This window comes from Thalassospira lucentensis (assembly GCF_050516545.1).
GTDB classification, from domain to species: Bacteria; Pseudomonadota; Alphaproteobacteria; order Rhodospirillales; family Thalassospiraceae; genus Thalassospira; species Thalassospira lucentensis_C.
In genome coordinates this window covers 1853979-1874438 of sequence record NZ_CP191544.1, presented here as the reverse complement: position 1 = coordinate 1874438, position 20460 = coordinate 1853979, and the positions used below count along the sequence as shown (strand labels likewise).

Here is a 20460-nt window from a genome sequence, read left to right as displayed (position 1 = left end):
TTCGGCGAAGCTTCGTATAGGACAATACCCTCAGCTAGAAGCTCCACCTCAAAGTCTAACGTAACGTTATCGTCTTCAAATCGGATCGTATGACGGTGTGGCATCGTTATTTTTGGCATGAATCCTTCAATCAGAAAGAGAAAAGCGGACAGACCCATTTATTCGTTAAGTCATAGACCTATCATTTGAAGAGCAAAGGGGACAGACCCCGTTTTCAAGAAAAAGGGGACAGACCCCTTTTATTTTTTCCGGGCTCAATCCTGTGCCCAAGGTGTCAAATCGTCGTTGTCAACATCGAGGATGACTGCAATCTTTGCCCGGAGTTTTGGCGACATATTGCGTTCGCCGCGTTCAAGTTGCCCGATATAGACCTTTGTCACTCCGGCTTTTTCGGCAAGCTGTTGCTGTGTCAGTTCGTGAAAATCACGATAGACCCGGATGGGGGATTCTCCATCCATCAGGCGGGTAATCACTTCTTGCGGATAGCGTGTGCCATCATCGGCGGCGAGTGCCTGTTGCAAAGCCAGTTCGTCGGCCTGATCTTCATCGATGGTCGCCAGCCATTCGGCATAGGGCACAACAACAAAGGCCGGTTCATCACCCTGATAGATAATCTGTGGTTTGGTCATGGGGTTAGTTCCTGTAAATGCTGCCGCGCGGGCCAATGTCGCGAATATCGAGAATGACGCCATCCTCTGTAAAAAGGATGCGATAGGTGCCAACCCGTAAGCGAAAATAGCCCTTCTCGCCTTGCATCTTTTTAATGTCCAGTTCAGGGCGTTGCGGATTTTCCGCCAGAAGGCCGATTTTCGACTGTATCGCTCTTTGCGCCTTGGGCGGGATACGCGAAAGTCCTTTTTGCGCCTGCTTGGTGTATCGGATGATCAGCACGGGCTACCTTCCTGCTGGGGAAGCTAAAGATAACAAGCAGGAATTCAAAAGGCAACAAAAAGCAACAACAAAAGAAAACAAACGGGTGGGGGTGCGGGGATGTTGCCATGTAGGATGGTCGCGGGCGAATTAAAGGGGGGCTGTCTTCTTTTAGTCCATTCTACAGAGCGCGAGGACACATGGATTCCCGCCTGTGCGGGAATGACGGACGGATGGGGTCAAGTACCCTAAAGGCACAATAATCCACTTCTTGTTCAATTGTACTAAATGTCGTACAATTTTGTGAGACCAAGAACAGGAGGGTTGTTATGCTTGTTTTACCCTATAGCCGTGCCAGACAGGCGTTTGCCGACTTGATGAAGGCGGCGAATGCAGATCACACGCCGTTTCATGTCACACAGAAATCGGGGGATGACGTGGTGATCATGAGCAAGGCGGATTATGACGCCATGCAGGAAACCATGCATCTGCTGTCCAGCCCGGCCAATGCGCAGCGCCTGAACCGATCCATCGCAGAACTGGAAGCCGGGAACGGGGTTGAGCGACCGCTTGTTGAAGAATGAAGCTGGTCTGGAGCGAGGACGCTTGGCAGGATTATCTTTATTGGCAGGCCAACGACAAGAAGATGGTCAAGCGGATTAACGCCCTGATCAAAGAGATCAAGCGCACGCCCTATGAGGGGACCGGAAAGCCCGAACCGTTGCGCCATAACTGGTCCGGGTACTGGTCGCGTCGGATCAGTCAGGCGGATCGGCTGGTGTATAAGCACACCGATGATGCGATCTATATTGCGCAGGCCCGGTATCATTATTGAGACGGACTTGGAGGCCGGGAGGTCATGATGAAATGTGAGGTCAAGGGACGGGGGAGCAGTGCAACTGAGCGGCCTTCCGGCAAGACGACCCGGAAGGTTAACATGCCTCTTTCAGAAGCCGATCTTTTGAAGGGGCTTGATGCAGAGCGTGCGCATGCCGATGAGCTTGCGCAGCCTTCTGCCGATGAGATGGGTGAGCGGTATTTCAAAGCCCGTGCGGCCAGAGGAAATGTTGCGCAGGCTTTGGAAACCGTCAAAAAGGCTGGTTCCGAACTTCCCGGTGATGGGGATGCGTTGTCTGAGGCGGATTCTAAATAAGGGTTCCGTCTTTGGCGCGGAGGGTTATGGATTCCCGCCTGCGCGGGAATGACGGGGTTTGTTGGGTTCGGTTTGGTCGGGGTTTGTTAGGATAGGCAGAATCACAAAGGGCAGCGGATGTCTTCCGCTGCCCTTTTTGTTTGTGGTGTGTTTGTGGTGGTGGGCGCGATGGGGGGTGGGTTTGCGGTCAGGCTTGTTCGGTTGCCGGGGTGACGGTTGAGATCGTGCGCAGGACGATGGTGGCGAACAGGGCCGCGCCGACAAGGATGATGCCGCCGATGCTAAACACGCCAAGCGATCCGACATGATCGAATATGACCCCGCCAATGACAGCCCCGCTGGCAATCGCGGTCTGGAAACCGGCAACGAACAATCCGCCGCCGCTTTCGGCTTCATCAGGAACCGTGCGCGTGATCCAAGTTGACCATGCGACCGGAACGCCGCCAAAGGCCATGCCCCAGATTGCGACCAGAACGATGGTCGGGTTGAGCGCACCATCAATCGCCACCATGCCAAGCGCACAGAGCCCCATAAGCAGCGGCATCAGGGCGATGGTCATGCGGAGCGAGCGTGAAATCAGCGCACCGGCCAGATAGGTCCCGGCGAAATTGGCAAGACCAAAGCCGAGCAACACGCCCGAAACCCCCGCCGTTGCAACGCCGGTGACGTTTTCAAGGAACGGACGGACATAGGTGAACAGGGCAAAGTGGCCGGTAATGATCAGGACCAGCGAAAACAGGCCAAGCTTCATGCCCGGACGGTTGATCAGATCAATCAGGGTGCGCAAGGTTGCCCGTCCACGCGGGGGCAGGGACGGCAAGGTGATGAATTGGGCGACAAAGGTAATCGCGCCAACACCGGCGGTGAGCAAAAACACGCTGCGCCAGCTTATGATATCGCCAAGATAGCTTCCGACCGGGGCGGCAAAGACGGTGGCGGCGGAAACGCCACTGAACATGATGGCCAAGGCACGCGGCACATCCGATGCCGGAACAAGGCGCATGACGGTTGCCGCCGACATGGCCCAGAAACCGCCAAGGGCAACACCCAGCAAAATACGGCCAAGCAGCAGGAAGGCGAAGTTTTCCGCCATGCCGACAATGATGCTTGAAACGATCAGAAAGACCGAGAAACTCAGCAAAACATGACGGCGATCAAACCGGCGGGTGACGGTGGCGATCAGAAGGCTTGTGATCAGGGCGAACAGGGCGGTGGTCGAAATGGCCTGTCCGGCCAGTCCTTCGGAGACATTGAGGTCACGGGCCATCGGGGTCAGAAGGCTTACGGGCAGGAATTCAGCCGTGACCAGGCCAAAGACGCCAAGGGTCAGGGAAATGACAGCCCCCCATGCAGCGGGCGTTTGCGCAATGGCTTGCGCTGGCTCGGACGGGGGAGCGGATTGAGCTTCACTCATGAGAGATCCTTTGAGCTGAGGGTCGGGGCCCTTAATTGGTGCGTTGCACACAAGATAAACTGGATCGCCCGGACGATCTATGTCATATTGTCCGGATTAATTGATCAATCGTCCGGGATGTCATGTCGCTCGTTTCAAATGCCGATTTCAATAGCCCGTCGGACCATGTCGAAGGTCAGTTCAATGCAGCCGGTCATGACATGGTGAACGAGCTTTTATCCGGGGTGCGGTTGCGCGGCCTTGATTATCGACGGATTGAAATTTCCGCCCCTTATGGTCTTCGCTTTGGCGAGGAGCATGACGACAGCCGGGCGTGGTTTCATTTCATCGGGCAGGGCACGGTTCACCTGCGGACCAAAAGCGGTGCGGTGCATGTGCTTGGTTGTGGGGATGCGGTTTTATTGCCCTGTGCCGGGGTGCATGACCTTTATAGCGAAGACGGGGTTGCGCTGCGCAGTGTCGATGCGTTTGATCAAAAACCGCTTTGCGATGTTGCATCGGAAATTCACGCCTGTGAAAAGGATGTCTGCCGGTCAAAGGACAATCTGATTTTCAGTTGTGCGATGGAATTTGATCTGGGTTGGTTGCATCCGTTGGCGCACCTTAAGCCCGAAGTGATGCATTTCGAAACCGTGCCGGAATTTGATCCGCAAATCCCCGCGATCCTTGATGTTATGACGGCCGAGCTTAAATCAAAGCGACCGGGATATGGCGTGATCCTGACCCGGCTTGCCGATGTGGTGGCGGCGGCTATCTTACGCCGCTGGGTCGAGGCGGGATGCAATATTTGTGGCTGGGTCGAGGCCATTCGCGATCCGAAACTGGCCCGCGTTCTTGCTGCGCTTCACAAGGAACCGGGGCGCAATTGGTCGGTTGCCGATATGGCATCCGAAATGGGCATGTCGCGGTCGGTGTTTGCCGAGCGGTTTGTGGCGTTAACCAAATCAACGCCGCAACATTATCTGACCAATTTGCGCATGCGCCTGGCCAGCCAGTGGATCGCGCGCGATAACCTTTCGCTTGATGATGTGGCGGACCGGCTTGGCTATGCCTCTGTCGCGGCCTTTAGCCGGGCGTTTAAACGTACAACCGGCAAATCCCCCGGTGCCATCCGCCATATTGATTACGCATCACCATAAAGGGTCTGCCGGGCCGTCTGTGCCGCGCTGTGCAGGCTTTTCAGATAGGCCGCGCGGTTCTGATCAAGGGTGGCAGGCGATGCGCCGAATACCGAAAAGGCCGAGATCATTTTGCCATGTTGGGTCGTGATCGGAACGGCGATGGCATAAATATCATTTTCGCGCTCCCCATTGTTGGTGGCAAAGCCTTGGGTGCGGATGGTTTCAAGTTCGGATTTGAGGGTTTTGATGTCGGTGATGGTGTGGGCCGTCATGCCGGTGAGCTCGGCATTTTTGAAATAGCGGGCTTGGTCATCCGGGCTCATATAAGCCAGCCAAAGCTTGCCGTGCGCCGTGCAAAAGGCATCAAGTTTCGATCCGATGCGGATATCAACATAAAGCGGGCGGTCGGGCAGGGCCTTGGCGATGCAGACCGCCATGTCGCGATCAAACTCGGTTGCCATGCAGGCCTCCCCGGTCTCAAGGGCAAGTTGATCAAGGATCGGCTGCAACAAGGTGGGCAGATTGCCATCGTGCAACACCCGGTCGCCCAAATCCGCAAACATATAGCCCAGCCGAAACACGCCGCGCGCCGATGCCCGAAGCGCACCGGCATGGACCAGCGTGTGCAAAAAACGATGTGCGGTGATCATGTTGATACCAAGTGCGTCGGCGGTTTCCTTGGCGGTGAGTTCAGACCGTCCTGCCGCGAACAGATCAAGAATTTTAAACGCCTTAAGCACAGAGCCATTGAGCTGACTGGTCATGAGTTTCCATTCACATCACGGTGGGGTGATCGTCCTGCTTGACGGCGACCGGATTTCAATAATAAACTATATTATAAATCATATTTCAAATATAGAAATATTAAATGAAAAGAACAAGAGGCGTCTGATGCAAAACGACACGCAGGAGAAAACCGGCCAGATCACCCTGACCGCTGGTGGGGCTGTTTTGGCCCGGATGAAGGCGATCGGGATTGATTATATTTTTGCCAATTCCGGTACGGACTTCCCGCCGATCATTGAAGGTCTGGCCGAGGCTTCTGCGAAGGATATTGATCTTCCCAATGCCTTGATCATGCCGCACGAAAATGCCGCGATGGGCATGGCGCATGGCTATTACCTTGCGACCGGGAAAACCCAGGCTGTGATGGCGCATACCAATGTCGGCTTGGCCAATTGTGCGATTGGCGCGATCAATGCCGCGACCGAACATGTGCCGGTTGTTTTGATGTCGGGCAGAACACCGGTGATGGAAAAGGGGCGGCTTGGCGCGCGGACTGTTCCGATTGGCTGGGGACAGGAAATGCGCGATCAGGCGGCACTGGTTCGGGAATCCACCAAGTGGGAATATGAGCTTAAATTCCCTGAACAGGTGCCTGATGTTGTGGATCGTGCTTATGCTATTGCGTCATCGGTGCCCAAGGGCCCGGTTTATGTCAGCCTGCCGCGCGAAGTTTTGTGTGAACCGTGCCCCGGTGATGATATTGACGGGCCGCTGCGCCAGCAACCGGTACAAGTCGCCCCGCCGCAGGCCAGTGTCGAGGCGGCAGCAGATATTCTTGCCAATGCCAAGAACCCCGTGATTATTGCGCAGCGTGGCACCGGAACGGCCGAGGCGTTTGATCGTTTTGCCAAACTGGTCGATCAATGGGGCATTCCGGTGGTGCAATATTGGGCGATTCAATTGGCCCTTGGCACCGATCACGCGATGCATGCCGGCATGGACCCGGCCCCGTGGTTGAAAGATGCCGATGCGGTGGTGGTGATTGATTGCCTTGCCCCATGGTCGCCGGAAGTTCATACATTACGCGATGATTGCAAAGTGGTTCAGGTGGGTCAAAACCCGCTTTATTCCCGGTTCCCGGGGCGTAATTTTGCGGCTGATCTTTCGCTTTGCGGGGAAACCGGCGATGTGATCATGATGCTTGCTGAGGCCCTTGATCGTCGGCATGCTGATCATGCTGCGGCCTGTTTGGATCGTCGGGGCAAGGTTGCGGCGATTAACGCGCAAAACCGCAAAAAGGCGTTGGCCGCGGCCGATGCGGGGTCTGTTGACCCAATGAGCAAGGCTTATGTGTCGCGCTGCTTATCAGATGCGATTGCAGACCGTGCGGCGACGGTGTTTTCGGAGCTTGGTTGCCCGTTAGAGCCGCTTTCGCTTTCGCGCCACGGAAGCTGGTTCCAGGAGCCGCATTCTGGCGGGCTTGGCTGGTCCTTCCCGGCGTCAATGGGCTATCAGTTGGCCGATAAGGATAAATTGGTTGTCGCGACCATGGGCGATGGATCCTATATGTTTGCCAACCCGACGGCGTGTCATCAGATTGCCGAGGCGTTGGAGCTTCCGATCCTGATCCTTGTTTTAAACAACAATGAATGGGGGGCGGTGCGCCAGTCGGTCACGGGGATGTATCCCAACGGCTATGCGGCAAAAACCAACGAAATGCCCCTGACCGCGCTTAAGCCCAGCCCGGATTTCACCAAGGTCGCGGAGGCCAGCCGCGCATGGGTTGCCAAGGCCACGCGGGCCGAAGACTTGCCGGGGATTTTGCGCGATGCGATCAAACACATTGATACCAAACGCACCCATGCGTTGGTTGAAGTAACGATTGCGCCGTAAGGAGCTGTCCTCAAGAGAAAATATGTGCGGGCGTCAGAATGTTGACGCCCATTTTTTATGATTTTGGTGGATGTTTAATCGTCGGGCTAGGGGTGTGATTTTCTGGTCTGATGGTCCGTCAAATTAAAACGATATTTCCCAATGTGTTAAATGACTTGTGGCATAATACTGCTTAGTTTGTTGGCAGGTTGAAATGCCTGCTTGCATCACAGGCAGTTTCATTATTTGATTGGTGCGTATGATTTGATTTGCCTGCCCTAAAGGAGCCACCATGGATCGTGTTGTCGGAACATCAGGACGGATTGCGTTTGCCAGTGCGATGCGCAACCTGCTTGCGGATGTCTATCCCGAACATGATCATGCAGAATTGGTGCGCCGGGCGTTTGAAGTTCTTGGTCTTCCGATTGAAGGCGACGGGCCGGAGCCGTGCGAAGAATATTTGCGCAAATGGGATCAGCGCGATGCGTTTCTGATTACCTATGGCGACAGCATCCATCAGGACGGTAAAAAGGGCCTGCAAAGCCTTGGCGAGTTTCACCAGAAATGGTTGAAAGACTGGCTGACGGGCATTCATATCCTGCCGTTTCATCCCTTTACATCCGATGACGGATTTTCGGTCAGTGATTTTAACGTGCTGCGCCCGGAACTGGGCGATTGGGACGATGTCAAAGAACTGGCGAAGCATGGCACGGTGATGGCCGATCTGGTTGCCAATCACATTTCGGCATCCCATGAATGGTATCAGCAATTTCTTGAGGGCGATAAGCCCGGGGTGGATTACATCAAGACCGCCCGTCTTGAAGATGATCTGTCCGACGTTGTCCGCCCGCGCAGCCATGCGTTGCTGAATGACGTCATCACCAAACACGGTGAAAAGCATGTCTGGTGTACTTTCAGTTATGATCAGGTGGATCTGGATTACGGCAACCCGGACGTTTTCTTTGAAATCCTGAAAGTCGTTTTGAACTATATGAAAAACGGTGTTCGGGTTGTGCGTCTTGATGCGATTGGCTTTATCTGGAAAGAAGCCGGAACCACGTCGATCAATCTGGAACAGACCCATAAATTGATCAAGGCGCTGCGTCTTGCCGCCAATGCGATCCATCCGGATGTTCTGTTCATTACAGAAACCAACCTGCCGCTTTTGGAAAATCTGTCTTATTTCGGCAATCAGGATGAAGCGCATCTGATTTACAATTTCTCCCTGCCACCGGTGATCATTCATGCGCTTTTGAGCGGTCGGTCTGATTATATCCGGAAATGCATCATGGCGATGCCGCCAGCACCGGCGGGCTGTACGTTCTTTAACTTTACTGCCAGCCACGATGGCATCGGCCTGCGCCCGGCCGAAAACCTGATCCCGGATGAAGATATTGACGGGTTAAAGGACCATGCGATCAAGATGGGCGGACAGGTCAGTTTCCGCGCGCTTAAGGGCGGCGGGCAAAAGCCGTATGAGTTGAATGTCACGCTGTTTAGCATGCTGGCGGAAAACTTTGCCGGCGAGGCCGCAATGGGGCTGGAGCGGTTTGTTATGAGCCAGGCGATTGCCATGTCGCTTGAAGGCATTCCGGCGATTTATGTTCAGACCATTCTGGCGACAGAGAACGATCAGCAGGCCTATAAGGATACCGGCATTCCGCGCCGCCTGAACCGCAAAATCTGGCAGCTTGAAGATGCGGAAAAGGTGCTGAGCGACGAAGGCCCGGCGAAATCGGCCTTTGATCAGTTGCGCGCCTTGATGTCGATCCGCATGGGGCAACCGGCATTCCATCCGAACGCCACGCAATATACCCTTAGTCTGGGATCAAGTCTTTTGGGGGTCTGGCGGCAATCGCATCTGAATGAGCAAAGCATTTTCTGCGTGTTTAATCTGACGGAAACGCCACAGAAACTTGACCTGTCAGACATCAACCTGATCATGACCGAAGGCTGGCAGGATTTGATCACCCAGCAAGTGATTGAAGATTACGACGGGATCATGACGCTGGCCCCGTATCAGATCGTCTGGATTTCCAATCTTGATGGTCGTAACCGCACCGAAAGCCGTCTTTTGCAGCGTTATCGCGATGCGATGCCGGTTTGATCTGATCTCAGATTATCAAGATGATACGTGATATTTCAAATGCTTGAAATGGTGTTAAGTATTTGCACATAAATAAAAATTTTTGGCGTTTTGGAATTTATTATTGCGTCTGCGAGCATGCTTTGCCAAGCTGATAGCTTAGTAGAAGGCGAGGGGCATGATACGCAATGGCGTATGCGCAGGAAGTTCGAATTCCGCATTTGCCCGATGATGTCGACCATCGTGTCCGGGCGTATTTCGAGACATGGCACAATGCGAAGCGTGGCGACGCGGTGCCGCATCGCAAGGTTCTGAATGGCGATGTTTTGGCCGCGTGGGTCGATGACATCAGCATCTATGAATATCTTCCCAAAAAGCGCGATTTCATCATTCGAATTGATGGTCCCAACATCATTGCTGCCAGCGGTGAAAGCTATCTTGGCTGTTCGCCGCGCCAGATTGATCTGGATTACGGCACAACCACACATGCAACGTTGCTTGGCGTCATTGATGAAGGAAAGCCAGTGTTTCACCTGGTCGGGCTTGAGCTTAAAGTCTGGGAAGAATGGTTGCGTTTGATGTTGCCGGTGCAGACTGTGGACAAGGGGGGTAATTTTATCCGACAGGTCTTTGTCAGCCACTTTTTCTATCGTAGTGCGTAGCGTTTTAATACTGTCCGGACTTGTTTTACTTCAAAGCTCTACCACCTAAATTATATTAGGGGGGCTTGCAAACATGATACCGCATGGTTGAATCACCGGAAATAGAACTCGACAGGCTGCCTGACGATATTGATCACAATATCGTTGAGCTTGTTGATACCTGGTATGCAGCTTTGGCAAAGACCCGTGATGGAGAAATGCCGTCCAGAACCGTGCTAACTGCCGATCACTTTAGCCGGTGGCGCGACGATATCAGTATTTACGAGTACCAGCCGGTCAAGGATGACTTTCTGATCCGCCTTGATGCGCCCTCGATGATTGCCGCACGTGGAGAGAGCTTTCTGGGCAGTACACCGCGTGAAATCGATTTGAAATTCGGGACCTGTCTGTTGGCGGCATTGCGCAAAACGCTCAAAGAAAGACGCCCGACCTTTTTTTACGTCAATCTGTTCGGGCCGCAAGGGGAGCATGGGCAATGGTTGCGGATATTGTTGCCAGCGCAGACCAAGGATCAGCATGGCAATCCTGTGCAACAGGTGCTTGGTGCCCGGTTTGCCTATGAGCCAAAACGTTACATTTAATGGGGCGGGCGACCGATGGCCAATCTGAAAATTTCGCAGGATAAGGAAATCCTGCTGCAGGAGTTGCCGGATGATGCCCCGGGGGAAGCGCGTTCTTTGCTTGCCCTTTGGCAAGAATTCGCCAGTCAGGGGCGCGTTCCGACCCGTGATGAATTCAGCGCGGAGAGCCTTGCCCCGTGGCACGAGGATGTCAGCATTTACGAATACCATCCGGACAAAAACGACTTTCAGATATTGCTGGAAGGGGAAAATATCATTGCCTTGACCGGCGAAGACTGGCGCGGCGCATTTTCGCGTGAAATCGATTGCCATTTTTCAACGGGTCTGCGCGCAGCGCTTTCGCTGGCACGAAGAACAGGCCAGCCGCAAATCCATCAATTGCAAATATTCCAAAAGGAATGGCGCCGCGGGGTGCGGCTTTTGCTGCCGGTGATATTGCAAAAAGATGGCAAGGAAGATGTTTGTCAGGTCTTCCTTGCCATTTTTCCGATGCGTGATTTGATGTTGTAACCGCTCACCGAGCTTTAAGGGCGCGACGTGCCGGGGAAGGTAGTGGGAAGCTGTGCCTTACTCCTTGCCGATCCCCAGATCATTGAGGTCATCTTCGACCGCACTTGAAAGATGTTCAAAAATATCGCCCATCGCACTTTCAACCCGTTGCCAGCTTGGGATGAACGGGCTTTCAAGCGGGTTTTCAAGATAGTGCTGACCGGCGCTAATGATGACTTCTGAAAGAACCTCGACACATTTTTCTTCTTCGTCGCGATTGATCTTAAGGCCGTTAAACATGGCATCGGCGCGGTATTGTTCAATCAGATCAAGCGCCATGCGGTAATAAGTGGCCTTAAGGGTTCTGAATGTTTCGTGCGAGAAAATCGTGCCCTGTGTCGCGAGCTTACGGAACAAAGATTTGGCAATGTCGCTGGCCATGCGTGACAGACCGTCATCCTTTTCTGCCGGGTCAAATTCACGGTGCTTGTGATCGTAAATGTCGGCAATGTCGACCTGTGCCAGACGATGAACCGTGTGGTTGCGATACATTTCCGAGAGCATGGAGACTTCCAGTCCCCAGTCCGATGCGACGCGCAGGCCATAGGCAACATCGGTTCTGATCGCAATTTCACCAGACAGGGAATACCGGAATGAATCGAGATAGTTCAGAAAATCGGTCTTGCCGACAACTTGTTTAAGCGCGCGGATCAAGGGCGTTACAAACAGGCGGCAAACGCGACCTTTAAGCGTGCCATTGGCAACGCGGGCGTAATAGCCCTTGGCAAAGGCAAAATTGAACGCCGGGTTGGCGATCGGATACATCAGTTTAGCCGGAAGGTCGGGGGTGTAGGTCGCGATATCGCAATCATGAATACCAATGACCGAGCTTCGCCCCGAGGCCAGCGTATAGCCCATGCAATACCATACATTGCGGCCTTTGCCCGGTTCATAGCGCGCCAGATCAAATTCGGCCAATCGGTCATGGACCCCACGCAAGCGCGGACCATCATTCCAAAGAATGCGGACATGCTGCGGCAGGTCTTTGAAAAATTCGCGCGCGTGCAGGTATTGCTGCGCATTGGCACGGTCAAGGCCGACAACGATCTGATCGATATAGGTGGCCTGCTTTAACCCTTCGACAATGGTGGTCATGGCCGGAGTTTCAAGTTCAGAATAGAGGCACGGCAAGATCAGGGTTTGGCGTCTTTGCCGGGCAAAGGCAGCCATTTCATAGGCGAGTTCTTCCGGGTTTCGGTCAAGAATTCGATGAAGGGTCGTGATCGGGCCACCCTGATGGAAATCAGCCATGAAGTACCTCGCTGTTTTTATTGGTATTGATGAGTTGGTCCAAGATTGCATTTACCGCAGCATTCCAGCCTTCGGGGCCGGATTTGGGGGCAATATGCAAGTTGCTGTGGTCAAGTAATGGTGCTGTGCGAACGCCGTGTTTTGTCGGTATCTGAACGGCAATGTCGGCTTCTTGCAGCATGGGGATATCGTTTGGAGAATCCCCAAGGGCAATGGTGGTAAAGCGTTTGCGACGTGCGGTTTGGGTTTTTTCGTGTTTGAAAACAGCAAGCCGTTCAAGCATGCGTTTCATTGCCTGCCCCTTGCTTGACGGGCCACACAGGGTATGGAACCGGCCGCCTTTGACAAGGTTAAGCGACAATTTGGCAGCGATTTCACGCGCGATGGCGACGTCCTGAGGCGATGGCTGCCAAATTAGCGGGTCAGAACAATGTCGTTGTCCGGCGCGAATGGCATCTTCAAGCAGTAACCCGGTTTCTGCGGCAATGACTTCTGGCGAAACGGTGCGGAAACTGGTGAGCGGGACATTTACCGCAGCCTGGATTTTGCGGCGGGCAGAGTCTATTTTTTCCTCGGACGGGCCATGTTGTTCGGTTTCGCCATTGAGTGAAATGATGCCGCCATTTTCCCCGATCAAACCATCAAACAGATGTGCGCCCTGATTAAGGTATTCAAGCTCGGCCAGGGTTTTTGAGGAAACAGCGATCAGCGGTATGGAAAGGAGTTTGACACGATCCAGCGCCGGGCGGGCGGCCTCCCAGCTATAGGTGTCATGATCCAGCAAAGTGCCGTCAAGGTCGGTGAAAATGGCGATGGCGCGGCGTTGTTGCATCATCCCGTTCTGTCGCGGTTTTAAACATGGTCGAGACCATCATCAGATCTCTTGACCGAGAGCTTAGCACAGTGAATGGCCGGGATCGACAGTTAGGGGGTTAAATTTTGATCACAGGGTAAATGTGATGAAAAATAATGCGTAACTTGACGTTTTTGTTTTATCGGGAGATTTTTATGAAATGTAATTCAATCAAACACATATTAAGGCACAGCATGAACCGTTCCTTAATATTGTGATCGCAAAACTCTTATTATGGGAAAAAGTGGTCCGTCGTTAAGCTGGAGCTCCGCATGATAAAAACGCCGATGATGAAACCGATGGGCGTTCTTGTATGTGTGATTTGTATGTGCTTCCTGATTGCCGCAAGAATGAGTGTGCATGCGCAAACCGATCAGGTTTCAGTTCCCGGTTTTGCCAATGATGAAAATCAAATTGAATTCGCCGTCGCCGATTGGCCGCCGATGGTTGCTGAAGACATGGAAGGATTTGGCAAGCATTCCCGGCATGTTGCGGATATCTTTTCGGCAATGGGATTTCAGGTGAAGTTTGTTTTCCTGTCCTGGCCACGGGCCTATGAACTGACCAAGAGCGGTGATTATGTCGGAACATTTCCATGGCTTAAAACCCGTGAGCGGGATCGTGATTTTCTGATTCCCGAACACGGGATCGCACAGTCCTATCACAAGGGGTTTTATAAAGCGTCGCGCTATCCCGATGGGCTTGATGTCACAGACTTTGATGATGTTAAACGGCTTGGATTGCAGCCCGTTGTGGTTGCAAGCTATTGGCAGGAGCAGGAATTTAAGAATCGCGGTATCGATGCCGAAATCGTTGCCAACCCCGAAGCCGCCTGGAGGTTCCTTGACGCCGGGCGCGGCGATATCCTTTTTGAAGAAGAAGAAGTGGCCTGGCATGATCTGAAAAATGTTTTCGGCGAGGATGTGGTCAAGAGATTTTCCTCGGCAGAGGCGATTACGGTCGAGCCGATGTATATCCTGATTTCCCGTCAGCATCCCAACGGAGAGCGCCTGTTAAGGGCATTTGATGCCTTTATGGAGACGCCCGACGGTCAGAAGATATGCCAGAAATGGTCATTCTGCCGGGTAGATCCGTAACGGTGTTTTTGGCTTGATCGTCTAAGATAAGGAACACCGTTGGGGGCAAACCGAAACTGCCCCATGATATAACCAACCCGAAATACATGTTCGATTTGTCCAATCTTTTTCCCGGTTTGTCCATTCTGTCAAACCGGGAACAGGCGTATTGTTTCCGCAATGGAATGGTTCTTGTTCCTATTAAAAAATTGAACCAAAAACCGTGATCTTGTGAGGAAACCGCCATGCATGTCCCTGTTGTAATCATCGGATCCGGCCCCGCCGGTCTGTTGCTGTCTCATCTGTTGCATGTGCAGGGCATTGCTTCGGTCATTCTGGAACGCAAAGACCGGGACTATGTCGAAGGTCGCGTGCGTGCGGGGGTTCTGGAAATGGGCACAGTTGATCTGATGAAGCGGGTCGGTGTTGATGCGCGGATGACCAAAGAAGGCATCATCCACGGCGGCATCTATATCAGTGTCAATGGCAAGCGGACGCATGTGAATATCGAAGAACTGACAGGTGGTTCGACGGTGATGGTGTACGGGCAGACCGAAGTAACCAAGGACCTGATTGCCGCACGGCTTGCGCATGGCGGCGAGATCGTCTGGGAAGCTGACGATGTCAGCCTGCATGACATTGATGGTGACAAACCACGTGTTCGATATTTCAAAGATGGCAATGAAGTTGAAATCAGTTGTGACTATATCGCGGCCTGTGACGGGTTCCACGGTGTTGGCCGCAAAAGCCTTCCGGGTGTTCGCGAGTTTGAAAAGGTCTATCCATTTGGTTGGCTCGGCGTTTTGGCCCATGCAAAGCCGGTGGCAGATGAGCTGATTTATGCCAAGCATGATCGTGGATTTGCGCTGTGTTCGATGCGATCAGAAACGGTTGTGCGCCATTATGTGCAGGTGCCGAGCACGGACAAGATCGAAGACTGGTCCGATGATCGTTTCTGGGACGAGCTGCGCACCCGTCTTGGCGAAGAAGATGCCGAGCTGGTCAATGAAGGCGACGTGTTTGAAAAAAGCATCGCGCCGCTAAGAAGCTTTGTTGCGGAACCGATGCAGCATGGCCGTTTGTTCCTGGCCGGGGATGCCGCACATATCGTGCCGCCGACCGGGGCCAAGGGGCTTAACCTTGCGGCAAGTGATGTGCATTACCTGTCCGAAGCCTTGATTGCGAAATACAAGAACAACCGAAATGATCTGCTGTCGAGCTATTCCGATACGGCCCTTGCCCGTGTCTGGAAAGCCGAGCGGTTTTCATGGTGGATGACCTCGATGCTGCATACATTCGGTGATCAGAACGAATTTGACGGCCGCATCCGCGATGCCGAATTGCAATATATCCTGTCTTCCAAGGCAGGGTTAACGAACCTGTCGGAAAATTACGTCGGTTTGCCTTACTGATCGATGTAACGGGGATACCCACCCCCGAGGAGACTTCCCGCTCTCCTTGTTCCGCCCAGAAATTCCGATAGGTACGATAGAACGGCCCGCAGCCCACGCGGGCTGTTCTTTTTTGCGTGACAAGTGCATCGAGAAGGGCGCAACGTATGGTTGCCCACAAAAGATCACAATTAAGTATGGAACTGTTTGCCGGACTAGCACGTTAGGTGTGTGTTGCTGTTTTCAAGATAACAGGAGAAAACCATGGTGACTAAGACCGAGACGACTGCTGATAACGCAAAACTTCAGGCCGATGTCGATGCCCTTCGCAAAGACCTGGCTGAAGTGACCAAGACCCTCAAGACGATGGGGGGTGAGGCTGCGCATACCAGAACGCAAGCCGCAGCAGAACGCATTCGCGAGGTGTCCGGTCAGGCACGTGATCAGTTTGATCATGCCCGGGATGCGGCCGTCGATCATGTCCGCGACCGTCCATTGGCTTCTGTCGCCGTAACATTTGGTGTCGGACTGTTGATTGGTCGTCTGCTTCAGAAATGATTGATCAGTTAACCGACAGACTGACCGAACTGGCAAAGGCCGCAGCCGCAAGGCTTGCGGTTTTTGCCGTGATCGGGCTGGTGATTTTGATCGGGGTCGGTTTTTTGTTGGCGGCGGCCTTTATGGCGGTGGCGGCCAAATTTGGCGCAATCGCAGCCGCCGTTGCCTTTGGTACGGGATTGGTCGTGCTGGCCTTGGTGGCCCTTGCCATCATGATGCAACGTGATCCGGGCGAAGGCATTGAACAGCCAGAAGCCAATGCCGATCCCAAAGCCACCCGAAGCGACGATGATGTTCTGTTCGATCTTTTGGTTCATTCGGCGACAACCGGTTATGCGACCGGGCAGGGGGACAAATCCCGCATGCAGACCGGATTTGATCAAATGATCACGGACCTTAATGCGCTTGGGGTTTTTGATCGGAAACCTTCTGCACCGCAGTCCGATCAGAACGAACAGCCAACTGAAGACGCAGAAAGGGGGCCAGATGATGGCCCCGATGAAGATACAAAAAAGGCGGGAAGTTAAGCTTCCCGCCTTTTTTCTGAATTCGATCAGGCCTATTCGCCGTGGAAATGCACGGTTCCGATATAGGGCAGGTTGCGGTTGTTCTGGGCATAATCAATGCCATAACCAACCACAAATTCATCAGGAATATCAAAGCCGCAGAACCCGATCGGGATTTCGACTTCGCGCCGTGACGGTTTGTTCAGAAGGGTGCAGATTTCCAGACGGTTGGGATCGCGGGTATTAAGCAACCGCACCACTTCGGAAAGCGTATAGCCGGTATCAATGATATCTTCGACCAGCAGCACATCCTTGCCGCGTATCTGACCATCAAGATCCTTCATGATGCGCACATTGCGCGAGCTTTCGGTGGAATCGCCGTACGAAGATGCGACCATGAAGTCGACTTCGACCGGAACGGTCAGTTTGCGGGCAAGATCAGCGATGAAAACGAAGGAACCGCGCAGCAGGCCTACGACAATCAGCTTTTCAGTGTCTTTGAAGCTTTCATTGATCGAGGCGGCAAGTGCGTCGATCTTAGTGGCAATTTCGTCTGCCGTTATCAGCGGCTTGACATCATAATCGGCCATAAATTCCGGTCCTGAAGCGTTATGGTGTGATGTGCAGTTTGCTAGCACAGGGAATGGCCCTTGACCAGCCTGTGAATGGTAACAGAAGTATAATCCCGTAAATCATTGAGCTGATTATCGCGCCAATGGCGAAGCAAATTGCGCGTTTGCGCGGCAAAGCTGCGCGCGATCTTTTCATCAGGTGGAATGTGGTGGCGGCTGTTTAAAGATCAGACGACGGTTTAACGTCAGGCTGCCTTGAAAATAACCGGTGCGTCGCCTTCGTGCCATTGATCATATTTGGTCATGGCGCGTTCAAAGAAACCGGATGCCAGAAAGTCTTCGAGCCAGCGTTGCAGATGAACGAACGGCATGGCATCGAACGCCTCGCGGTCGGCATTGGCGAACTGGCGGATGAAGGGGGCAATGGCGAAATCGGCCAGTGCCGGGCGTGATCCAAACAGATATTTGCCAACCGCCAAGCGGCCATCAAGACGGTTAAGGATTTTCTCCGCATCGCGGCGATGCTCGGCCGGGTCGGCGTCTTCGTAGCGCGTATGGTATTTAAAGCGGTCGAGATGATGCTTGAACGGCCCGTCATTCTGGGCAATCAGCACCAGCATGTCTTCAAGGGTGCCACTTTCCGGGGTCAGCCATTCCAGCGGATCATTTTCCGCCAGGGCCCAGACCATGATTTCAAGGCTTTCATCAATCACGCTGCCATCCGGCTGGATCAGAACCGGCACCGTTGCCTTGGGCGATGCCGCGATCATGCTTTGCGGTTTGTCGCGCAGCACCACTTCGCGCAACTCGACATCAATGTCGGCGGCCAAAAGGGCGATGCGGGCCCGCATGGCATAGGGGCAGCGACGGAAACTGTACAAAATCGGGCGGGACGGATCGGCCGCATTGGACGGCGCGTCATCATTGGATGAGCTGCCGGTATTGGCAGAATTCGAAGCTTTGGTTTGCGGCGTAAGATCAATTTCAGACATATATCCGGATTAAACGCTGCTTGGCGCGATTGCAACTGCTTATGCGATTTTCATTGGACAAAACGCCGCAAATCACGGCGATGGTATGGGATGAATAGACATTTCGGTGCCGGGTTCCTATCTTTGGGATAGATGAAATAATGCTGTTATTTCATCTATGATTAAATGCCATGGAACATCACGCGGATAAAAATCGACTAAATCAGTCTTTTTTGATCCTGTGGGCTTGATTTCCGGTGGCTGTTTGTGAAAGGACAGTGGCTTCAGATTCAAAAGACGCAGGATTGAGGGCAGACGCCAAAGTGCGTATGCGATATCCTGTGATCTAATCGATAAAGCCGACTGAAATGAACGAGGGACAAGTCCTATGACACCGACCGAAATCGCACGCGTAACGGATTATCTGCGCCGCACCTTTGATAACAACCGGATCGCCGTGGATGCACCGAAGAAAAAAGGCTATCCGATCGAAATGCGTGTTGGCGATGAATTCGTCGGTGTTGTGCATCGTGACGAAGATGAAGGCGAAGTCAGCTATTCGCTGAACCTGGTCATTCTTGAAGAAGACCTGCCGCCGGCACCGTGATTTCCGGATTGCACCTGTAAAATTTAAAACGCCCCGAGCCAGATTGGTCGGGGCGTTTTTTTGTTTGTTTTTTCCAAACGTCGCAAATGTTCCGACCACAAGAGGATGTTTAGGGGGCTCGCGTTCAGTTCGTTTGACAAAATATCGGGGCGGGAAATACCGTTTAGATTGTGCATGGTGACATCATAAAAACGCTATGGGTTTGATTGTTTGAAGACACAAACAAAGGCCCCAAGTTGGCGAAACAGCCAAGGCGATGCGCATCACCCTGACCCATCATTATCAGGCGAGAGGAAACGTACAATGAGCAGTTCTTCAAATCGTGGCGTTATCTATAAAGGTGCCGGAAAAGTCGCAGTCGAAACGATTGCCTTTCCTGAACTGGCACTGGGCAAACGCAAATGCGAACACGGCGTCATTCTGAAAGTCATCACCACCAATATTTGCGGCAGCGACCAGCATATGGTGCGCGGCCGTACCACGGCACAGGAAGGCCTTGTTCTGGGCCATGAAATCACCGGTGTCATTGTTGAAACCGGCCAGGATGTTGAATTCCTGAGCGTCGGGGATGTCTGTTCCGTGCCGTTCAATATTGCGTGCGGCCGGTGCCGCAATTGCAAATCGGGCTTAACGGGCATTTGTCTGAATGTGAATGCATCGCGCCCCGGTGCGGCATATGGCTATGTCGATATGGGCGGTTGGGTTGGCGGGCAGGCGGAATATGTCATGGTGCCCTATGCCGATTTCAATCTTTTGAAATTCCCCGATGCCGATCAGGCGATGGAGAAAATCCGCGACCTGACCTTGCTGTCCGATATCTTCCCGACCGGGTTCCATGGCTGTGTCACCGCCAAGGTCGGGCCGGGATCAACGGTTTATATCGCAGGGGCGGGGCCGGTTGGTCTGGCGGCGGCTGCATCGGCACACCTTTTGGGTGCGGCATGCGTTGTTGTGGGCGATATGATCGATGATCGTCTTGCACAGGCACGCAGTTTCGGTTGTGAAACCATTGATCTTAAACAGGAAGGATCGATGGAAGACAAACTTGAAGCCATCCTTGGCGATCGTGAAGTTGATTGCTTTGTCGATTGCGTCGGGTTTGAAGCGCATGGTTGTGGCTGCAACCATGGCCACGAAGCGCCAGCAACGGTGCTTAACTCTGCCATGCAGATCACCCGTGCGGGCGGCCAGATAGGCATTCCGGGGCTTTATGTCACCGAAGATCCCGGTGCGGTCGATGATGCGGCCAAGGTCGGGGCGCTCAGTATGCGGTTTGGCCTTGCCTGGGCGAAATCCCATTCGTTGCATACCGGCCAGTGCCCGGTGATGAAATATCATCGCAACCTGATGCAGGCGATCCTGTTTGAAAAGATCGACATCGCCAAGGCGGTCAATGTGCAAATGATCAATCTTGATCAGGCGCCCAAAGGCTATGCCGATTTTGATGGCGGAGCAGCGAAGAAATTCGTCATTGATCCGCATGGTAGTGTCGCTGCCTGATCAGGCAATTGCCAAAACAACTTTTAAGCACCCCGGTTTTTAAGCACCCCGGTCTTTGGCCGGGGTGCTTTTCTTTGATGTTGAGACAATGTGGCTTGGATCATGTTGAAACAAAATCGCCGGAAATACGTTGAGCTAATG

23 protein-coding genes are annotated in these 20460 nt (G+C 53.2%); 15 read left to right on the top strand and 8 right to left on the bottom strand.

Going from position 1 to position 20460, the window contains the following annotated elements:
- Positions 1-254: 254 nt before the first annotated feature.
- Positions 255-629: a helix-turn-helix transcriptional regulator gene (locus tag ACQ0MK_RS08735; RefSeq protein ID WP_430475682.1), complete on the bottom strand. Its 375-nt coding sequence runs from the start codon at positions 627-629 to the stop codon at positions 255-257.
- A gap of 4 nt (positions 630-633) precedes the next feature.
- A complete protein-coding gene (locus ACQ0MK_RS08730) occupies positions 634-891 on the bottom strand; it encodes a type II toxin-antitoxin system RelE family toxin (RefSeq protein ID WP_430475681.1) in 258 nt (85 codons plus the stop codon).
- Between the two features lie 308 nt (positions 892-1199).
- Here ACQ0MK_RS08730 and ACQ0MK_RS08725 point away from each other — a divergent pair, with 308 nt between their 5' ends.
- The 3 genes from ACQ0MK_RS08725 (at position 1200) to ACQ0MK_RS08715 (ending at position 2023) form a co-directional block, all read left to right on the top strand.
- Positions 1200-1454 carry a type II toxin-antitoxin system Phd/YefM family antitoxin gene (locus ACQ0MK_RS08725; RefSeq protein ID WP_430475680.1) on the top strand — a complete coding sequence of 85 codons (255 nt, stop codon included), beginning with the start codon at positions 1200-1202 and terminating at the stop codon, positions 1452-1454.
- Positions 1451-1705: a Txe/YoeB family addiction module toxin gene (locus tag ACQ0MK_RS08720; protein ID WP_350044594.1), complete on the top strand. Its 255-nt coding sequence runs from the start codon at positions 1451-1453 to the stop codon at positions 1703-1705. Before ACQ0MK_RS08725 ends, ACQ0MK_RS08720 begins: the two co-directional genes overlap by 4 nt.
- Positions 1706-1807: 102 nt before the next feature.
- Positions 1808-2023 carry a hypothetical protein gene (locus ACQ0MK_RS08715; RefSeq protein ID WP_430475679.1) on the top strand — a complete coding sequence of 72 codons (216 nt, stop codon included), beginning with the start codon at positions 1808-1810 and terminating at the stop codon, positions 2021-2023.
- 187 nt (positions 2024-2210) lie between these two features.
- Here ACQ0MK_RS08715 and ACQ0MK_RS08710 read toward each other — a convergent pair whose 3' ends face one another.
- Positions 2211-3437, bottom strand: coding sequence for an MFS transporter (locus ACQ0MK_RS08710; protein ID WP_430475678.1), 1227 nt, complete (start codon positions 3435-3437; stop codon positions 2211-2213).
- A 122-nt stretch (positions 3438-3559) separates the two neighbouring features.
- Between ACQ0MK_RS08710 and ACQ0MK_RS08705 the strand changes: the two genes are divergently transcribed.
- Complete coding sequence (locus ACQ0MK_RS08705; RefSeq protein WP_430475677.1) at positions 3560-4576, top strand: AraC family transcriptional regulator; 1017 nt, start codon at positions 3560-3562, stop codon at positions 4574-4576.
- Here ACQ0MK_RS08705 and ACQ0MK_RS08700 read toward each other — a convergent pair.
- Positions 4561-5322 carry an IclR family transcriptional regulator gene (locus ACQ0MK_RS08700; RefSeq protein ID WP_430475676.1) on the bottom strand — a complete coding sequence of 254 codons (762 nt, stop codon included), beginning with the start codon at positions 5320-5322 and terminating at the stop codon, positions 4561-4563. The two genes, ACQ0MK_RS08705 and ACQ0MK_RS08700, sit on opposite strands and share 16 nt — an antisense overlap.
- 127 nt (positions 5323-5449) lie before the next feature.
- Between ACQ0MK_RS08700 and ACQ0MK_RS08695 the strand changes: the two genes are divergently transcribed.
- The 5 genes from ACQ0MK_RS08695 to ACQ0MK_RS08675 all read left to right on the top strand — a co-directional run bounded on the left by ACQ0MK_RS08695 (position 5450) and on the right by ACQ0MK_RS08675 (position 10995).
- Positions 5450-7177 carry a thiamine pyrophosphate-requiring protein gene (locus ACQ0MK_RS08695; RefSeq protein ID WP_430475675.1) on the top strand — a complete coding sequence of 576 codons (1728 nt, stop codon included), beginning with the start codon at positions 5450-5452 and terminating at the stop codon, positions 7175-7177.
- A gap of 271 nt (positions 7178-7448) precedes the next feature.
- A complete protein-coding gene (locus tag ACQ0MK_RS08690) occupies positions 7449-9263 on the top strand; it encodes an alpha-amylase family glycosyl hydrolase (RefSeq protein ID WP_430475674.1) in 1815 nt (604 codons plus the stop codon).
- A 167-nt stretch (positions 9264-9430) separates the two neighbouring features.
- Positions 9431-9904, top strand: a complete 474-nt coding sequence (locus ACQ0MK_RS08685; RefSeq protein ID WP_430475673.1) for a hypothetical protein — start codon at positions 9431-9433, stop codon at positions 9902-9904.
- Between the two features lie 83 nt (positions 9905-9987).
- Complete coding sequence (locus tag ACQ0MK_RS08680) at positions 9988-10485, top strand: hypothetical protein (protein ID WP_430475672.1); 498 nt, start codon at positions 9988-9990, stop codon at positions 10483-10485.
- Positions 10486-10500: 15 nt separating this feature from the next.
- Positions 10501-10995, top strand: a complete 495-nt coding sequence (locus ACQ0MK_RS08675; RefSeq protein WP_430475671.1) for a hypothetical protein — start codon at positions 10501-10503, stop codon at positions 10993-10995.
- A 57-nt stretch (positions 10996-11052) separates the two neighbouring features.
- Here the strand turns inward: ACQ0MK_RS08675 and ACQ0MK_RS08670 are convergent, their stop codons facing one another.
- Together ACQ0MK_RS08670 and ACQ0MK_RS08665 are read right to left on the bottom strand one after the other, a co-directional pair.
- Positions 11053-12285 carry a glycosyl transferase gene (locus tag ACQ0MK_RS08670; RefSeq protein WP_430475670.1) on the bottom strand — a complete coding sequence of 411 codons (1233 nt, stop codon included), beginning with the start codon at positions 12283-12285 and terminating at the stop codon, positions 11053-11055.
- Entirely contained in the window at positions 12278-13120 is an 843-nt protein-coding gene (locus ACQ0MK_RS08665; RefSeq protein ID WP_430475669.1) for an HAD-IIB family hydrolase, read from the bottom strand. Before ACQ0MK_RS08665 ends, ACQ0MK_RS08670 begins: the two co-directional genes overlap by 8 nt.
- A gap of 290 nt (positions 13121-13410) precedes the next feature.
- Here ACQ0MK_RS08665 and ACQ0MK_RS08660 point away from each other — a divergent pair, with 290 nt between their 5' ends.
- From ACQ0MK_RS08660 to ACQ0MK_RS08645, 4 genes are all read left to right on the top strand, one after another.
- Entirely contained in the window at positions 13411-14235 is an 825-nt protein-coding gene (locus ACQ0MK_RS08660) for a substrate-binding periplasmic protein (protein WP_430475668.1), read from the top strand.
- A gap of 224 nt (positions 14236-14459) precedes the next feature.
- Positions 14460-15626, top strand: coding sequence for a 4-hydroxybenzoate 3-monooxygenase (gene pobA, locus ACQ0MK_RS08655; RefSeq protein ID WP_430475667.1), 1167 nt, complete (start codon positions 14460-14462; stop codon positions 15624-15626).
- 243 nt (positions 15627-15869) lie between these two features.
- The gene (locus ACQ0MK_RS08650; RefSeq protein WP_430475666.1) at positions 15870-16163 is read left to right on the top strand and encodes a DUF883 family protein; all 294 of its coding nucleotides are present in this window, start codon (positions 15870-15872) and stop codon (positions 16161-16163) included.
- Positions 16160-16690, top strand: a complete 531-nt coding sequence (locus ACQ0MK_RS08645) for a hypothetical protein (RefSeq protein WP_430475665.1) — start codon at positions 16160-16162, stop codon at positions 16688-16690. Before ACQ0MK_RS08650 ends, ACQ0MK_RS08645 begins: the two co-directional genes overlap by 4 nt.
- A 32-nt stretch (positions 16691-16722) precedes the next feature.
- Here ACQ0MK_RS08645 and hpt read toward each other — a convergent pair whose 3' ends face one another.
- Both hpt and ACQ0MK_RS08635 read right to left on the bottom strand, forming a co-directional pair.
- On the bottom strand, positions 16723-17259 hold the full coding sequence (gene hpt / locus ACQ0MK_RS08640; RefSeq protein WP_430475664.1) for a hypoxanthine phosphoribosyltransferase: 537 nt from the start codon (positions 17257-17259) through the stop codon (positions 16723-16725).
- Between the two features lie 227 nt (positions 17260-17486).
- Positions 17487-18233: a glutathione S-transferase gene (locus ACQ0MK_RS08635; protein ID WP_430475663.1), complete on the bottom strand. Its 747-nt coding sequence runs from the start codon at positions 18231-18233 to the stop codon at positions 17487-17489.
- A gap of 367 nt (positions 18234-18600) precedes the next feature.
- Between ACQ0MK_RS08635 and ACQ0MK_RS08630 the strand changes: the two genes are divergently transcribed.
- Together ACQ0MK_RS08630 and fdhA are read left to right on the top strand one after the other, a co-directional pair.
- Positions 18601-18819, top strand: a complete 219-nt coding sequence (locus ACQ0MK_RS08630) for a DUF3126 family protein (RefSeq protein WP_430475662.1) — start codon at positions 18601-18603, stop codon at positions 18817-18819.
- Positions 18820-19122: 303 nt separating this feature from the next.
- Positions 19123-20319 (top strand): formaldehyde dehydrogenase, glutathione-independent, encoded by a 1197-nt coding sequence (gene fdhA, locus ACQ0MK_RS08625; protein WP_430475661.1) that lies wholly within the window; start codon positions 19123-19125, stop codon positions 20317-20319.
- Positions 20320-20460 lie beyond the last annotated feature (141 nt).

Bases quoted from the DNA above. Each gene is read 5' to 3' on its own strand.
- ACQ0MK_RS08680 (WP_430475672.1), top strand. From the start codon at position 9,988: ATGGTTGAATCACCGGAAATAGAACTCGACAGGCTGCCTGACGATATT.
- ACQ0MK_RS08670 (WP_430475670.1), bottom strand. From the start codon at position 12,285: ATGGCTGATTTCCATCAGGGTGGCCCGATCACGACCCTTCATCGAATT.
- ACQ0MK_RS08735 (WP_430475682.1), bottom strand. From the start codon at position 629: ATGACCAAACCACAGATTATCTATCAGGGTGATGAACCGGCCTTTGTT.
- pobA (WP_430475667.1), top strand. From the start codon at position 14,460: ATGCATGTCCCTGTTGTAATCATCGGATCCGGCCCCGCCGGTCTGTTG.
- ACQ0MK_RS08700 (WP_430475676.1), bottom strand. From the start codon at position 5,322: ATGACCAGTCAGCTCAATGGCTCTGTGCTTAAGGCGTTTAAAATTCTT.
- hpt (WP_430475664.1), bottom strand. From the start codon at position 17,259: ATGGCCGATTATGATGTCAAGCCGCTGATAACGGCAGACGAAATTGCC.
- ACQ0MK_RS08650 (WP_430475666.1), top strand. From the start codon at position 15,870: ATGGTGACTAAGACCGAGACGACTGCTGATAACGCAAAACTTCAGGCC.
- ACQ0MK_RS08720 (WP_350044594.1), top strand. From the start codon at position 1,451: ATGAAGCTGGTCTGGAGCGAGGACGCTTGGCAGGATTATCTTTATTGG.
- ACQ0MK_RS08665 (WP_430475669.1), bottom strand. From the start codon at position 13,120: ATGATGCAACAACGCCGCGCCATCGCCATTTTCACCGACCTTGACGGC.
- ACQ0MK_RS08715 (WP_430475679.1), top strand. From the start codon at position 1,808: ATGCCTCTTTCAGAAGCCGATCTTTTGAAGGGGCTTGATGCAGAGCGT.
- ACQ0MK_RS08645 (WP_430475665.1), top strand. From the start codon at position 16,160: ATGATTGATCAGTTAACCGACAGACTGACCGAACTGGCAAAGGCCGCA.
- ACQ0MK_RS08685 (WP_430475673.1), top strand. From the start codon at position 9,431: ATGGCGTATGCGCAGGAAGTTCGAATTCCGCATTTGCCCGATGATGTC.
- ACQ0MK_RS08695 (WP_430475675.1), top strand. From the start codon at position 5,450: ATGCAAAACGACACGCAGGAGAAAACCGGCCAGATCACCCTGACCGCT.
- ACQ0MK_RS08660 (WP_430475668.1), top strand. From the start codon at position 13,411: ATGATAAAAACGCCGATGATGAAACCGATGGGCGTTCTTGTATGTGTG.
- ACQ0MK_RS08705 (WP_430475677.1), top strand. From the start codon at position 3,560: ATGTCGCTCGTTTCAAATGCCGATTTCAATAGCCCGTCGGACCATGTC.
- ACQ0MK_RS08635 (WP_430475663.1), bottom strand. From the start codon at position 18,233: ATGTCTGAAATTGATCTTACGCCGCAAACCAAAGCTTCGAATTCTGCC.
- fdhA (WP_430475661.1), top strand. From the start codon at position 19,123: ATGAGCAGTTCTTCAAATCGTGGCGTTATCTATAAAGGTGCCGGAAAA.
- ACQ0MK_RS08710 (WP_430475678.1), bottom strand. From the start codon at position 3,437: ATGAGTGAAGCTCAATCCGCTCCCCCGTCCGAGCCAGCGCAAGCCATT.
- ACQ0MK_RS08675 (WP_430475671.1), top strand. From the start codon at position 10,501: ATGGCCAATCTGAAAATTTCGCAGGATAAGGAAATCCTGCTGCAGGAG.
- ACQ0MK_RS08630 (WP_430475662.1), top strand. From the start codon at position 18,601: ATGACACCGACCGAAATCGCACGCGTAACGGATTATCTGCGCCGCACC.
- ACQ0MK_RS08725 (WP_430475680.1), top strand. From the start codon at position 1,200: ATGCTTGTTTTACCCTATAGCCGTGCCAGACAGGCGTTTGCCGACTTG.
- ACQ0MK_RS08690 (WP_430475674.1), top strand. From the start codon at position 7,449: ATGGATCGTGTTGTCGGAACATCAGGACGGATTGCGTTTGCCAGTGCG.